At 62.1% G+C, this 14435-nt stretch carries 11 protein-coding genes and 1 pseudogene; 5 read left to right on the forward strand and 7 right to left on the reverse strand.

Annotated features, from left to right (window positions below):
* Window positions 1-814: pseudogene (locus tag DBR18_RS09230) on the forward strand (inorganic triphosphatase); the annotation flags it as partial.
* A 102-nt stretch (window positions 815-916) separates the two neighbouring features.
* Here DBR18_RS09230 and DBR18_RS09235 read toward each other — a convergent pair.
* The gene (locus tag DBR18_RS09235) at window positions 917-1387 is read right to left on the reverse strand and encodes an Lrp/AsnC family transcriptional regulator (protein WP_108590097.1); all 471 of its coding nucleotides are present in this window, start codon (window positions 1385-1387) and stop codon (window positions 917-919) included.
* A gap of 126 nt (window positions 1388-1513) precedes the next feature.
* Between DBR18_RS09235 and DBR18_RS09240 the strand changes: the two genes are divergently transcribed.
* The 3 genes from DBR18_RS09240 to DBR18_RS09250 all read left to right on the forward strand — a co-directional run bounded on the left by DBR18_RS09240 (window position 1514) and on the right by DBR18_RS09250 (window position 4116).
* Window positions 1514-1852 carry a hypothetical protein gene (locus DBR18_RS09240; RefSeq protein ID WP_108590098.1) on the forward strand — a complete coding sequence of 113 codons (339 nt, stop codon included), beginning with the start codon at window positions 1514-1516 and terminating at the stop codon, window positions 1850-1852.
* A 91-nt stretch (window positions 1853-1943) separates the two neighbouring features.
* The gene (locus DBR18_RS09245; RefSeq protein ID WP_108590099.1) at window positions 1944-3728 is read left to right on the forward strand and encodes a GspE/PulE family protein; all 1785 of its coding nucleotides are present in this window, start codon (window positions 1944-1946) and stop codon (window positions 3726-3728) included.
* A 67-nt stretch (window positions 3729-3795) separates the two neighbouring features.
* Entirely contained in the window at window positions 3796-4116 is a 321-nt protein-coding gene (locus tag DBR18_RS09250; RefSeq protein ID WP_171057234.1) for a DUF2388 domain-containing protein, read from the forward strand.
* Between the two features lie 80 nt (window positions 4117-4196).
* Here the strand turns inward: DBR18_RS09250 and gcvP are convergent, their stop codons facing one another.
* On the reverse strand, window positions 4197-7070 hold the full coding sequence (gene gcvP / locus DBR18_RS09255; RefSeq protein ID WP_108590100.1) for an aminomethyl-transferring glycine dehydrogenase: 2874 nt from the start codon (window positions 7068-7070) through the stop codon (window positions 4197-4199).
* 156 nt (window positions 7071-7226) lie between these two features.
* On the opposite strand from gcvP, the gene DBR18_RS09260 reads away from it, so the two are divergent.
* Window positions 7227-8366 (forward strand): DegT/DnrJ/EryC1/StrS aminotransferase family protein, encoded by a 1140-nt coding sequence (locus DBR18_RS09260; protein WP_108590101.1) that lies wholly within the window; start codon window positions 7227-7229, stop codon window positions 8364-8366.
* Between the two features lie 99 nt (window positions 8367-8465).
* On the opposite strand, the gene gcvH is transcribed toward DBR18_RS09260, so the two are convergent.
* The 5 genes from gcvH to DBR18_RS09285 all read right to left on the reverse strand — a co-directional run bounded on the left by gcvH (window position 8466) and on the right by DBR18_RS09285 (window position 14332).
* Window positions 8466-8849, reverse strand: a complete 384-nt coding sequence (gcvH, locus tag DBR18_RS09265) for a glycine cleavage system protein GcvH (protein ID WP_108590102.1) — start codon at window positions 8847-8849, stop codon at window positions 8466-8468.
* A 48-nt stretch (window positions 8850-8897) separates the two neighbouring features.
* On the reverse strand, window positions 8898-9980 hold the full coding sequence (gcvT, locus tag DBR18_RS09270; RefSeq protein ID WP_108590103.1) for a glycine cleavage system aminomethyltransferase GcvT: 1083 nt from the start codon (window positions 9978-9980) through the stop codon (window positions 8898-8900).
* Window positions 9981-10136: 156 nt separating this feature from the next.
* The gene (locus DBR18_RS09275) at window positions 10137-11753 is read right to left on the reverse strand and encodes an iron ABC transporter permease (RefSeq protein WP_108590104.1); all 1617 of its coding nucleotides are present in this window, start codon (window positions 11751-11753) and stop codon (window positions 10137-10139) included.
* 155 nt (window positions 11754-11908) lie between these two features.
* On the reverse strand, window positions 11909-12913 hold the full coding sequence (locus DBR18_RS09280; protein ID WP_108590105.1) for an extracellular solute-binding protein: 1005 nt from the start codon (window positions 12911-12913) through the stop codon (window positions 11909-11911).
* A gap of 201 nt (window positions 12914-13114) precedes the next feature.
* Window positions 13115-14332: a 2-octaprenyl-3-methyl-6-methoxy-1,4-benzoquinol hydroxylase gene (locus DBR18_RS09285; protein WP_177482363.1), complete on the reverse strand. Its 1218-nt coding sequence runs from the start codon at window positions 14330-14332 to the stop codon at window positions 13115-13117.
* Between the last annotated feature and the right edge of the window lie 103 nt (window positions 14333-14435).

Genomic DNA, 14435 nt, shown 5'->3' on the forward strand with positions numbered 1-14435 from the left:
CCTGGCCCTGATGCCGTGCGACATCAGCAAGGCCGAGCGCGGCTACCGTCTGTACGACGCCAACAGCTACTCGCTGAGCCTGCCGGCGCCGCAACTGACGCCGGAAACCCAACTCGACGACGCCTTCGCCGCTCTGGCCTGGCACCTGCTCGGCAGCAGCCAGCGTCTGGCCGAACAATATCGCTTCAACGGCCACTGGCGCCTGCTGCAGGACTGGGTCGAGAACCTCGCGGAAATGCGCGCCCTGCTCAGCAGCCTCGGCCAGGCTGCACCACGTCCAGCCACTCACGACTTGCGCGTGGCGCTGGATGCACTGCTGGAAGACTGGCGCCCGCTGGTTCAGGTCGGCATCGAAGACGAAGACGTGCGCAAAGCCGCGCCGGAACAGTTTCTTGAGGAGCTGGAAGACCCGCGCTGGGGCCTGTTCTCGCTGACCGTCTCGCGCTGGCTGCTGGCCCGCACCTGGGCCGCCGAGCGCAACACCCGCGGCAATCGCCAGGGCGCCGCGCAACTGCACAGCTGGCTGCCGCGCATGCTGGGCGAAGAAGCCACGTCCCTGCAATTGCAGCGCTACCAGCAGCAGCCGGAAGATCTGGCCGAGCAACTGCCGCGCATCGAACGCATCCAGGTCTGGTTGCACCACGCGCGCAACGTGCTGGAAATCCCGGAAATGGATCGTCTGTACGGTGAACTGAACAAACTGGCGCAACTGGCCAACGAACCGACGATCACTGACGAACTGCTCGATGCGCGCAAGCAGCAGGCGATTGCGGTTTATCAGAATCGTGCGTGGAAAATGCTGCTGCGTATGTAATACCGCTAAAAGATCGCAGCCTTCGGCAGCTCCTACAGGGTGTACGCCTTTCCATGTAGGAGCTGCCGAAGGCTCGGGCCGCGTTCGGACGATCTTTTGCTTTTACCCCATGACCGGCAGGCTGGTGGTGGACTTGATCTCCGACAGCGCCACAATCGAATTCACCTCCTGAATCCCCGGCACCAGGGACAGCTTCTCGAAGAAGAACCGTTCATACGCCTCGATGTCCGCCGCGACAATGCGCAACAGAAAATCCACCGCGCCCATCAGCACATAACACTCCAGCACTTCCGGAAAACCGCGAATCGCCTCGGTGAACTCGGTGAAGTTCGAGCGCCCGTGGGCGTTGAGTTTGATCTCGGCGAAAATCTGCGTGTTCAGGCCGATCTTCTTGCGATCAAGCAAAGTCACCTGACCGCGAATGATCCCCTCCTCCTTCATCCTTTGAATGCGCCGCCAGCACGGTGACTGCGATAGGCCCACCTGCTCGGCGATCTGTGCGCTGGACAAAGAAGCGTCCTCTTGCAACAGGGCGAGAATCCTGCGGTCGTAGCTGTCCAGCTCGCTGTGCATGAAAAAACCTCAAATATGGGATCTTGCGAATTGATTCGGTCGATCAATCGCTAATAACACCAATCTTAGCCAAGAAATGCCCCGCGCCGAATGTAAAAATTTCCCCAGTAACTTTGGAGACCCGCCATGCCGCACCTCGAAGCCGTGAACACCGCACCGTCCCGGGCCGATGTCTGGAATGTCAGCAACGCCCATTGCGTGGCGCAGTATCAAATTCTTGCCGAGGCTGAACCGGATCTGCTGGTGCGAGTGCTGAACCTGTTTGCGCTGCAGTTCCTCACGCCTGAACAGGTCAATGTGCAGCGGATGGACGACTTGATGTCGATCGATATCGTCATGGGCGGATTCAGTTGGCATCGCGCCCAAGTCATTGCGGAAAAACTTCGTAACCTGATCAGCGTCTGCTCGGTGAACCTGCAAAACGCCGATACGGCGTGGGCAGCGCCAGCGCAGGCCAGTGCCTGAAAAATCCGGCAACGCCTTTGTCGGGTAGTGGCCCAACGGTCTGCGGGGCCACGACTATCCTTTGCGAACTGTCGTTCAAAAGGAAGCCCGCATGTCCGTTCAACTCGCCACTCAGGACCGCTGGCTGGATCTCAACGATGTATTGCGTGAGCTGGTCGCCCAGGGCTTTATCAGCCAGGACTCGGCGGAGCAGGCGCTCAACGCCCGGCGCCGCCACGCGCCCCACGGCCAGCAGCATCCGCTGGAATTCATCGCCAGCCAGCAACTGGATGACCTCAGCCGTCCGGGCAAACACCTCGATCTGGAAAGCCTGACCCTGTGGCTGGCACAACAGGCCGGCCAGCCGTACATGCGCATCGACCCGTTGAAGATCAACGTCGCCGCCATCACCCCGCTGATGTCCTACGCCTTCGCCCAGCGCCACAAGATTCTCGCGGTGGCGGTCGACCGCGACGCCGTGGTCGTGGCCAGTGCCCAGCCCTACGTCACTGGCTGGGAGGCTGACTTGACCCACGTGCTGAAGCTGCCGATCAAACGGGTCATCGCCAACCCGGTGGACATCCAGCGCTTCAGCGTCGAGTTCTTTCGCCTCGCCAAATCGGTCAGTGGCGCCAGCAATGCCGACGCCCAGAGCGGCAATCTCGGCAACTTCGAACAACTGCTCAATCTCGGCGCCAGCGACCAGGAGCCGGACGCCAACGACGCGCACATCGTCAACATCGTCGACTGGCTGTTCCAGTACGCCTTTCAGCAGCGCGCCAGTGATATCCACATCGAACCGCGTCGCGAACAGGGCACCGTGCGCTTTCGCATCGACGGCGTGCTGCACAACGTCTATCAATTCCCGCCGCAGGTGACCATGGCGATCGTCAGCCGCCTGAAAAGCCTCGGGCGGATGAACGTCGCCGAAAAGCGCAAACCCCAGGACGGCCGGGTCAAGACCAAGACCCCGGACGGCGGCGAGGTGGAGCTGCGTCTCTCAACGCTGCCCACCGCGTTTGGCGAAAAAATGGTCATGCGGATTTTTGACCCGGAAGTACTGCTCAAGGATTTCGATCAGCTTGGATTTTCCGCCGACGACCTGCGGCGCTGGCAGGACATGACCCGTCAGCCCAACGGCATCATTCTGGTCACCGGTCCGACCGGTTCGGGCAAGACCACCACGCTGTACACCACCCTCAAGAAACTGGCGACGCCGGAAATCAACCTATGCACCATCGAAGACCCGATCGAAATGGTCGAGCCGGCCTTCAACCAGATGCAGGTGCAGCACAACATCGACCTGAGTTTCGCCGCCGGGATACGTGCACTGATGCGACAGGACCCGGACATCATCATGATCGGCGAGATCCGTGACCTGGAAACCGCGGAAATGGCGATCCAGGCCGCCCTCACCGGCCACCTGGTGCTGTCGACCCTGCACACCAACGACGCCCCCAGCGCGATCAGTCGTCTGCTCGAACTCGGCGTGCCGCACTATCTGATCAAGGCCACGGTGCTCGGGGTCATGGCCCAGCGTCTGGTGCGCACTTTGTGCCCGCACTGCAAGGCGCCGCTGACGCTGGAAGAGGAAGACTGGCAAACCCTGACCCGGCCCTGGCAAGCACCACTGCCGGGCAACGCGCAACGCGCGATTGGTTGTCTGGAGTGCCGCGACACAGGTTATCGCGGGCGCGCCGGGGTCTACGAAATCATGCAGTTGAGCGACAGCCTCAAGGCGTTCATCACCCCGGACGCCGATCTCACCGCCATCCGCCGCCAAGCCTTCAAGGAAGGCATGCGCAGCCTGCGCCTGTCAGGTGCGCAAAAAGTTGCGGCGGGGCTGACCACTATTGAAGAAGTGCTGCGGGTCACGCCGCAGAGCGAGCAGAAATAGGCGATTACGGAACCGGATCGGGGAAAACGCGATCCAACGCCGTAGTTACCCCCCCAGGAGTCACTTAATCATGCGTCTCAAACTTGCTGTCGCCACCCTTGCCTTGCTGTCCTTGCCCGTTGGTTCAGCGATGGCCGACAGCTTTTGGCGTAACGTCATTTCGTCCGGCGCCACCACCGGTTCGACCTATCTGACCTTCAAGGATCACAAGCTGATCATTGCCGCGCAGGATGATGCCGGCAGCTTTGTCGCCAGCGATGGCGGCATCCGTGGGCCATACCTGGAAGCGGCCATGCAGAAAGTCCGTGCCGACAACCCGGGCCTGCAGGCCACGGACATGGAACTGGCGAATGCGATTCTGGCGAAGAACGCAGTGGCATCCGAGTAAAAAAATCAAAAGATCGCAGCCTTCGGCAGCTCCTACAGGGATCAGTGCAGGAGCTGCCGAAGGCTGCGATCTTTTGCTCTTCAGCGGTAATCGTCCACCGGGACGCAGGCGCAGAACAGATTGCGATCCCCATAGACGTTATCCACCCGATTCACCGCCGGCCAATACTTGTGTGCCTTGGTGTGCACATCCGGGGTGATGCCCTGCTCGATGCTGTAAGGCCGCTCCCAGACTCCGGTGACATCCGCCAAGGTATGCGGCGCACGCTTGAGCGGGTTGTCTTCCGCCGGCCAGTTGCCGTTCTGCACTTCGGTGATTTCTGCGCGGATGCTCAGCATGGCGCCGATAAAGCGGTCGAGTTCGGCCTTGGATTCGCTCTCGGTCGGCTCGACCATCAACGTCCCCGGCACCGGGAATGACATGGTAGGCGCATGAAAACCGTAATCCATCAGGCGCTTGGCGACATCCTCCTCGCTGATCCCGGTCTGCGCCTTCAACGGCCGCAGATCGAGAATGCATTCGTGGGCCACCCGCCCGTTACGCCCGGTGTACAGCACCGGAAATGCGCCGGATAAATGCCGGGCCAGATAATTCGCCGCGAGGATCGCCACCTCGCTGGCATCCGCCAGTTGCGGCCCCATCATCGCGATGTACATCCAACTGATCGGCAAAATGCTCGCACTGCCCCACGGCGCCGCACTGACCGCGCCGTTCTGCGGCAGCGGGCCATCGACCGGCACCACCGGGTGATTGGCGACAAATGGCGCCAGGTGCGCGCGAATGCCGATCGGCCCCATGCCCGGCCCGCCCCCGCCATGGGGAATGCAAAAAGTCTTGTGCAGGTTCATGTGCGACACGTCGGCGCCGATGTCCGCCGGTCGCGCCAGCCCGACCTGTGCATTGAGATTGGCGCCGTCCATGTACACCTGCCCGCCGTGCTGGTGGATAACTTCGCAGATCTCGCTGATGCCCTCCTCGTACACGCCGTGAGTCGACGGGTAGGTCGCCATCAGGCACGACAACTTGTCCCCCGCCTCGGCAGCCTTGGTTTTCAGGTCGTCCAGATCGACGTTGCCGGCCTCGTCGCACTCGACGATCACCACGCGCATCCCGGCCATCTGCGCCGAGGCCGGGTTGGTGCCGTGCGCCGAGGACGGGATCAGGCAAATGTCCCGTGCGCCCTGATGTCGGCTCTCGTGATATTGGCGAATCGCCAGCAGCCCGGCGTACTCGCCCTGGGCGCCGGAGTTGGGTTGCATGCAGATCGCATCGAACCCGGTAATCGCACACAACCAGCGCTCCAGCTCTTCGATCATCAAGGTGTAACCGAGCGCCTGTTCCCGTGGCGCGAACGGGTGCAGATTGGCGAACTGCGGCCAGGTGATGGGGATCATCTCGCTGGTGGCATTGAGTTTCATGGTGCAGGAGCCCAGCGGGATCATCGACTGGTTTAGCGCCAGGTCCTTGTTCTCCAGTTGCTTGAGGTAGCGCAGCATCTCGGTTTCGCTGTGATGCGCGTTGAACACCGGGTGGCGCAGGTACGGCGTGGTGCGCTGGAGAGTGTCGGGGATGCCGGAAGCCAACGTTTCTGCATCGAGTTGCTCGACGTTCAAACCATGATCGGCACCGAGCAGCACATCGAACAGTTTCGCCACCGTGCTTTCATCGCACGTCTCGTCGAGGCTCAGCCCCACTCGGCCACGGCCGAGAATCCGCAGGTTGATCTGCGCAGCCTTGGCGCTGTCGATGATCGCGCTCTGCGCGCCGCCCACCTCCAGCGTGAGGGTGTCGAAAAACTGCCCGTTGACCCGCTGCAGGCCATGGCGCTCAAGGCCCGCCGCCAGAATGCAGGTCAAGCGGTGCACGCGCTGGGCGATGCGTTTCAAGCCTTGTGGGCCGTGATACACCGCGTAGCAACTGGCGATGTTGGCCAGCAGCACCTGCGCGGTGCAGATGTTCGAATTGGCCTTCTCGCGGCGAATATGTTGCTCACGGGTCTGCAGGGCCATGCGCAACGCGACGTTACCGCGAGCGTCTTTCGACACGCCGATGATCCGCCCGGGAATCGCCCGTTTGTACTCCTCGCGGCTGGCGAAAAACGCCGCGTGCGGGCCACCGTAGCCCATCGGTACGCCAAAACGCTGGGACGAACCGAACACTACGTCCGCACCCAGTTCACCCGGAGGCTTCAGCAGCAACAGGCTCAGCAGATCTGCCGCCACACAGGCCAGCGCCTGCTGCGCGTGCAGTTGATCGATCACCGGGCGCAGGTCACGGATCTCGCCGTGAGTGTCGGGATACTGCAGCAACGCGCCGAATACCTGGTGCTGCTTCAGGTTATCCACAGCATCGACGATCAACTCGAAGCCAAAACCTTCGGCGCGGGTCTGCACCACGGAAATGGTTTGCGGATGACAGTTTTCATCGACGAAGAACAGATTGCTCTTTGACTTCGCCACGCGTTTAGCCAGCGCCATGGCTTCAGCGGCAGCGGTGGCTTCGTCGAGCAACGAAGCATTGGCCAGTTCAAGCCCGGTGAGGTCGATGGTCAGTTGCTGGAAATTCAGCAGCGCTTCGAGACGGCCCTGGGCAATTTCCGGTTGATACGGAGTGTAGGCAGTGTACCAGCCGGGATTTTCCAGCACGTTGCGCAGGATGACGGTCGGTGTGAGCGTGCCGTGGTAGCCCATGCCGATCAGGCTGGTCCACACCTGATTCTGCTCGGCATAACCGCGCAGTTTGGCCAGCGCCGCTTGCTCGTCGAGGGCCGGCGGCAGGTCCAGCGCCCGATTCAGGCGAATGCCCGGCGGCACCGTCTGCTCGATCAGTTCGACCCGGCTGCCCAGGCCCAGGCTGTCGAGCATCGCCTGCTGTTCGGCGGCGTCGGGGCCCAAATGGCGGCGCAGGAAGGCTTCGGGGTCGCGTAACTGGCTCAAGGAAGGCAACTGGGACATGACGGGCTCTCTCTAGACTGGCGCTCGGCGTCAATGCAACACGGTCAAACCAGCATAGCAGCGGATACCGACGCGCACGGCTTGGCGGCAGAGGGGGTTCCGGGGCATGCTGTAGCGCCTGCATCAGGCGTCCAACTTTCGGATGATCCAATCCTCATGAGCCAACTGCCGTTCCTGCCGTTTTCCAAACCTGTCATCGATGAAGCCACGATTGCCGCCGTCGGCGATGTGCTGCGCTCCGGCTGGATCACCAGCGGGCCGAAGGTCCAGGCCTTTGAAGCACAGCTGTCGGAATACTTCGGCGGGCGCCCGGTGCGCACGTTCAACTCCGGCACCTGCACCATGGAAATCGCCCTGCGCATCGCCGGCATCGGCCCGGGTGACGAAGTGATCACCACGCCGATTTCCTGGGTCGCCACCGCCAACGTGATCCTCGAAGTCGGCGCCACGCCGGTGTTCGCCGACATCGATCCGGTGACCCGCAACATTGATCTGGACCGGCTCGAAGCGGCCATCACCCCACGCACCAAAGCAGTGATTCCGGTGTACCTCGCCGGCCTGCCGGTGGACATGGATCGACTGTACGCCATCGCGCGCAAACACAATCTGCGCATCGTCGAAGACGCCGCCCAGGCGTTGGGTTCGAGCTGGAACGGTCAGCGCATCGGCGCCACGGGGGATTTCGTGTCGTTCAGTTTTCAGGCGAACAAGAACGTCACCTGCTCCGAGGGTGGCTGCCTGGTGCTGAACACCCCGGAAGAAGCGCGGCTGGCGGAGAAGTACCGCCTGCAGGGCGTGACCCGCAACGGCTTTGATGGTCTGGACGTCGACGTGCTCGGCGGCAAGTTCAACATGACCGATATCGCCGCCACTATCGGCCTGGGACAGTTCGCCCATATCGAGGCGCTGACCGCCCATCGTCAGGCACTGGCCCGTCACTACTTCAAGTGTTTTGGCGATGACTTCGAAGCGACCTATGGCGCGCAATTGCCGCCGGCGGATTTCACCCACAGCAACTGGCATCTGTTTCAGCTGGTGCTGCCGGAGCGCCAGGACGTTTTGCCGGCGCGGGCCACGTTCATGGAGCAGATGCAGGCGCACGGCATCGGCATCGGTTATCACTACCCGCCGATTCACTTGCTGAGCCTGTACCGCGAGCGCGGTTTCAAGGAAGGGATGCTGCCGGTGGCCGAGCGCGTCGGGCGACTGATCGTGTCGTTGCCGATGTTCACCAGCATGACCAAGGACGACGTCGAGCGTTCGGTGGCGGCAGTCAAAGCCGTATTGAAGCCCTGATCAATGTAGGAGCTGCCGCAGGCTGCGATCTTTTGATCTTGTCTTTAAAAACAAAGTCAAACGATCGCAGCCTTCGGCAGCTCCTACAGGGGGCGAGGATTATTCGCCGATTGCAGCCTTGTAGGCGGCGGCGTCGAGCAGATTGTCCAGCTCGGTCTTGTCGCTTGGCTTGAGCTTGAAGATCCATGCGGCGTACGGATCGTTGTTCAGTTCTTCCGGCGAATCAGCCAGCGCTTCGTTGACCGCGATCACTTCACCGCCGACCGGGGAGTAGATGTCGGAAGCGGCCTTCACCGACTCGACAACACCCGCTGCATCACCGGCAGCAAACACCTTGCCCACTTCGGCCAGTTCAACGAACACCACATCGCCCAGCGCTTCCTGCGCGTGATCGCTGATGCCCACGGTAACGGTGCCGTCGGCTTCCAGACGCGCCCACTCATGACTTTCGGCAAAACGCAGTTCAGCGGGGATATTGCTCATGCTCGGTGTCCTCAAGAAAATGTCAGCGGTCAGGCCCGCCGGAAAAGGTTAGATCAAGGTTTTGCCATGGCGCACGAAGGTCGGTTTGACCACTCGTACCGGATACCACTTGCCACGGATTTCCACTTCGGCGCGGTCGGCGGTGGCCATCGGTACACGCGCCAGGGCAATCGATTTGCTCAGCGTAGGAGAGAAACTACCACTGGTGATCTCTCCTTCGCCAACATCGGCGATACGAACCACCTGATGGGCACGTAAAACACCCCGCTCCTCAAGCACCAGCCCCACCAGTTTGTGCGCCACGCCGGCGGCTTTTTCCGCTTCCAGCGCCGCACGACCGATGAACTGCCGCGAAGCCGGTTCCCAGGCAATGCTCCAGGCCATATTGGACGCCAGCGGCGAGACATCCTGATGAATGTCCTGGCCGTAGAGGTTCATCCCGGCTTCAACCCGCAGCGTGTCGCGGGCGCCGAGACCGATTGGTGAAATGCCGGCGCCCACCAGATCGTTGAAAAAACCCGGGGCCTGATCGGCGGGCAAGGCGATTTCCAGCCCGTCTTCGCCGGTGTAGCCGGTGCGCGCAATGAACCAGTCGCCATCGACTTCGGCTTCGAACGGTTTGAGGTGGTGGATCAGCGCGGCGCGGGACTGGCTCACCAGCTCGGCAATCTTCTGCCGGGCCTGCGGGCCTTGAATGGCGAGCATCGCCAGTTCGGAGCGCTCGTGCAATTGCACGTCGTACCCGGCCAGTTGTGCCTGCATCCAGGCCAGATCCTGATCGCGGGTGGAAGCGTTGAAAACCAGTCGATAACGGTCTTCGAGGCGATAGACGATCATGTCGTCGACGATGCCGCCCCGCTCGTTGAGCATGGTGCTGTAGAGCGCGCGGCCAGGGCGATGCAGGCGCTCGACGTCATTGGCCAGCAAATGCCGCAGCCAGGCCTTGGCCTGGGCACCGGTGACATCGATCACGGTCATGTGGGAAACATCGAAAACCCCGCAATCGCGGCGCACCTCGTGGTGTTCCTCGACCTGCGAGCCGTAATGCAGTGGCATGTCCCAACCGCCAAAATCGACCATCTTCGCGCCAAGGGCGAGATGCAGGTCATACAGAGGCGTACGCTGTCCCATGGGTTTCTCCTTCCGGGCGTGGCGAAGGTGCGGACAGCCGCTGTACGGGATGAAAGCCGCGAAATAGAAGGCTTTCAGCCGATTTCAGCGAACGGGTCTGTCAGACGAACCGCACCGAATGCCGCGCATTGTAGCCGCATGATTCAGGACTCACTACTAAGTGTTTCGGTGCGCCGAGCGGCGGATCAGGCCAATGACCGGCAACAGGCCGACCAACACCAGGGTCAGCGCCGGCAGTGACGCCCGCGCCCATTCGCCTTCGCTGGTCATTTCGAAGATCCGCACCGCCAGCGTGTCCCAGCCAAACGGGCGCATGAGCAGGGTCGCGGGCATTTCCTTGAGCACATCGACGAACACCAGCAACGCCGCGCTCAGTGTGCCGGGCAGCAACAGCGGCAGATACACTTTGAAAAACAGTCGCGGCCCACTGACACCCAGGCTACGTGCCGCTTCGGGCAATGAAGGCCGTATACGCGCCAGACTGTTTTCCAGCGGCCCATAGGCCACGGCAATGAAGCGCACCAGATAGGCCATGAGCAACGCCGCCAGACTGCCCAGCAGCAATGGTTTGCCTGCGCCGCCGAGCCAGCCCGACAGCGGAATCACCAGTTCGCGGTCGAGGTAGCTGAAGGCGAGCATGATCGACACTGCCAGCACCGACCCCGGCAACGCATAACCGAGATTGGCCAGACTGACCCCGGACCGGATCGCCCGGGTCGGCGCCAGACGTCGGGCAAACGCCAGCAGCAGCGCGACGCTGACGGTGATCAACGCCGCCATGCCGCCCAGGTAAAGGGTGTGCAGGATCAGCCCGGCGTAACGCTCATCGAGATCGAAGCGCCCGCGCTGCCAGAACCAGACAATCAGTTGCAGGACTGGAATCACGAACGCACAGGCAAATACCAGAGCGCACCAGCCGGTCGCCGCGAACGCCTTGATTCCCTGCAAGTGATACAGCGCCTTGACCCGCGGCCGCTCGTTGCTTGCCCGATTGGCGCCCCGCGCACGCCGCTCGCCGTAAAGCACCAGCATCACCACCAGCAGCAACAGGCTCGCCAGTTGCGCCGCGCTCGGCAGGCTGAAGAAGCCGTACCAGGTCTTGTAGATGGCGGTGGTGAAGGTGTCGAAATTGAACACCGACACCGCGCCGAAATCCGCCAACGTCTCCATCAGTGCCAGTGCGACACCGGCGCCAATCGCCGGACGCGCCATCGGCAACGCCACCCGCCAGAACGCCTGCCAGGGCGATTGCCCGAGTACCCGCGCCGCCTCCATCAGGCCTTTGCCCTGCGCGAGAAACGCAGTGCGCGCCAACAGATAAACGTAGGGATAAAACACCAGCACCAGCACCACAATCACCCCGCCGGTAGAGCGCACGCGCGGCAGGCGCAGGCTGCTGCCGAACCACTCGCGCAGCACGGTTTGTACCGGGCCGGCGAAGTCCAGCAGGCCGACGAAGACGAACGCCAACACGTAGGCCGGGATGGCGAACGGCAGCATCAGCGCCCAGTCGAGCCAGCGTCTTCCGGGGAATTCGCAGAGGCTGGTGAGCCAGGCGAGGCTCACGCCGAGCAACGTCACGCCGACACCGACGCCGAGCACCAGCGTCAGGGTGTTGCCCAGCAGGCGCGGCATCTGGGTTTCCCACAGGTGCGACCAGATCTGCTGATCGATGGTCTGCCACGACAACAGCAGAACACTCAGGGGCAACAGCACCAGCGCGGCAATGGCGAGGACGATGGGGTACCAGCGGCGTTGGGCGGGGTGGGCCACTTTCGGATCTCGCGGAAAAATCGTGGAGTGTAGGGAAAAAAGCGAAAAGATCGTCCGAACGCGGCCCGAGCCTTCGGCAGCTCCTACATTGATAGTGTGATCACCTTGTAGGAGCTGCCGAAGGCTGCGATCTTTTGATCTTTACAGCAGCAACCTCAGTTCCAGCCCGCGCGATCCATCATGCGGATGGCCTCGGCCTGACGCTTGCCCGCCACTTCCACCGGCAAGGTATCAGCGACGAACTTGCCCCACGCTGCCACTTCTTCCGAAGGCTTCACCGCCGGGTTGGCCGGGAATTCCTGGTTCACGTCGGCGAAGATCTTCTGCGCCTCAGGCGTGGTCATCCACTCGACCAGCGCCTTGGCCGCCTCCGGGTGCGGCGCATGCTTGGTCAGGCCGATACCCGACAGGTTCACGTGCACGCCGCGATCGGCCTGATTCGGCCAGAACAGTTTCACTGGCAAATCCGGCTTCTGCTTGTGCAGGCGACCGTAGTAGTAGGTGTTGACGATGCCGACGTCGCATTGCCCGGCGTTGATCGCTTCCAGCACCGCAACGTCATCGGAGAACACATCGGTGGACAAATTATTGACCCAGTCCTTGAGGATCTTCTCGGTCTTCTCGGCGCCGTGCACTTCAATCATGGTCGCGGTCAGCGACTGGTTGTAGACCTTCTTCGCCGTGCGCAGGCACAGGCGCCCTTCCCAATTCTTGTCGGCCAGCGCTTCGTAGGTGGCCAACTCGCCTGGCTTCACCCGTTCGGTGGAGTAGGCGATGGTTCGCGCGCGCAGGCTCAGGCCGGTCCAGGCGTGGCTGGAGGAGCGGTATTGTGCGGGAATATTGGTATCGATAGTTTTCGAGGTGAACGGCTGCAGAATGCCCATCTGCTCGGCCTGCCAGAGGTTACCGGCATCGACGGTCAGCAGCAGATCAGCGGTGGCGTTTTCGCCTTCGGCCTTGATCCGCTGCATCAGCGGCGCTTCCTTGTCGGTGATGAACTTGATCTTCACCCCGGTTTTCGCGATGTAGGCATCGAACACCGGTTTGATCAGTTCATCGATACGCGAGGAATAGACCACCACCTCATCGGCGGCCTGGGCGGTGGTGCTGCCGATCAGGGTCAGGGCCAGTGCGGTCAGAAGACGCTTGGGTGCCAACATGGGAGTGGTCTCTCGGTCGGAAAATGTGGGCCAAATGATAAGGACTCACATTTACCACCTCAATCGAACTCTTTTCCAAGGAGTTACCAGATGTTGCACGGGGCAACACACCCCTGTAGGAGCTGCCGAGTGAAACGAGGCTGCGATCTTTTGATCTTAAGATCGCAGCCTTCGGCAGCTCCTACAGGGAGCGTTATCGACTCAGGGTTTGGCCAGCGCTGGGAGGTCGCCTGTGAGGCCTAGTGCTTCGCGAACAAAGAGAGCCTTGGCCTCCGGCATTTGCTCCACCATCTTCAACCCGGCGTTGCGCAACCAGCGCACCGGCAGCGAATCGGCCTGGAACAAGCGCTCGAAACCCTCCATCGCCGCCATCAGCGCCAGGTTGTGCGGCATGCGCCGACGCTCGTAGCGGCTCAGCACCTTCACATCGGCCAGACGCTCGCCACGTTCGGCGGCTTGCAACAGCACTTCAGCCAGCACCGCCGCATCGAGGAAGCCGAGGTTCACACCCTGCCCGGCCAACGGGTGAATGGTGTGCGCCGCATCGCCGATCAACGCCAGCCCTTCGGCGACGTAGCGCTTGGCATGTCGTTGACGTAACGGCACGCACAGACGCGGATCAGCGCTGATCACCTCGCCCAAACAACCTTCGAATGCCCGCTCCAGCTCACGGCAGAACGCAGTTTCATCCAATGCCATCAGGCGTTCGGCTTCACTCTGGGTGGTCGACCAGACGATCGAGCACCAGTCCTGCTGCCCGTCACGCTCCAACGGCAGAAACGCCAGCGGCCCGTGATCGGTGAAACGCTGCCACGCAGTCATCCGGTGCGGCTTGCTGCTGCGCACGCTGGTAACGATGGCGTGGTGCAGGTAATCCCACTCGCGGGTGGCGACGCCGGTCAGGCGACGTACCGCCGAATTGGCGCCGTCCGCCGCAATCACCAGCGGCGCACGCAACTGGCGACCATCGGCCAGGGTCAGCAGCCAGTCGTCGCCGGAGCGACGCATCTGTTCCAGCCGTGCGTTGGCCAGCATGCCCAGATCGCAGCCGTGCAAACGGTCGAGCAAGGCATCCTGCACCACGCGGTTTTCAACGATATGCCCCAGCACATCGGCGTGCACACTGCTCGCCGAGAAATGAATCTGCCCGGTGCCGCTGCCGTCCCACACGTGCATGTCGGTGTACGGGCTGCTGCGGCGTTTGGCGATGCCGTCCCACACGCCAAGACGTTCGAGAATCCGCTGGCTGGCTGCCGACAAGGCGCTCACCCGCGGCTCGAACGCTGCGGATGCGTCGAACGGTTTGACGCTCAGCGGGCTGCCGTCGAGCAGCAACACTTCGAGGCCGCTGTCCTGCAACGCCAGCGCGAGGGCGCTGCCGACCATTCCGGCTCCGACAATCAGCAGATCTGCGCGCATTTCCATGCTTTAAGCCTGTCTCGCTGGCGGCATGCGCCGCCCGTAAAGGGTTTTACCGAGCGCGCCAGTGGGCGGCGCACTCCTGAAAGTGAAAGTACCTACC

This window comes from Pseudomonas sp. HMWF021 (assembly GCF_003061005.1).
Classification (GTDB): Bacteria; Pseudomonadota; Gammaproteobacteria; order Pseudomonadales; family Pseudomonadaceae; genus Aquipseudomonas.

Bases quoted from the DNA above. Each gene is read 5' to 3' on its own strand.
- DBR18_RS09235 (WP_108590097.1), bottom strand. From the start codon at position 1,387: ATGCACAGCGAGCTGGACAGCTACGACCGCAGGATTCTCGCCCTGTTG.
- DBR18_RS09240 (WP_108590098.1), top strand. From the start codon at position 1,514: ATGCCGCACCTCGAAGCCGTGAACACCGCACCGTCCCGGGCCGATGTC.
- DBR18_RS09245 (WP_108590099.1), top strand. From the start codon at position 1,944: ATGTCCGTTCAACTCGCCACTCAGGACCGCTGGCTGGATCTCAACGAT.
- gcvP (WP_108590100.1), bottom strand. From the start codon at position 7,070: ATGTCCCAGTTGCCTTCCTTGAGCCAGTTACGCGACCCCGAAGCCTTC.
- DBR18_RS09260 (WP_108590101.1), top strand. From the start codon at position 7,227: ATGAGCCAACTGCCGTTCCTGCCGTTTTCCAAACCTGTCATCGATGAA.
- gcvH (WP_108590102.1), bottom strand. From the start codon at position 8,849: ATGAGCAATATCCCCGCTGAACTGCGTTTTGCCGAAAGTCATGAGTGG.
- gcvT (WP_108590103.1), bottom strand. From the start codon at position 9,980: ATGGGACAGCGTACGCCTCTGTATGACCTGCATCTCGCCCTTGGCGCG.
- DBR18_RS09280 (WP_108590105.1), bottom strand. From the start codon at position 12,913: ATGTTGGCACCCAAGCGTCTTCTGACCGCACTGGCCCTGACCCTGATC.
- DBR18_RS09285 (WP_177482363.1), bottom strand. From the start codon at position 14,332: ATGCGCGCAGATCTGCTGATTGTCGGAGCCGGAATGGTCGGCAGCGCC.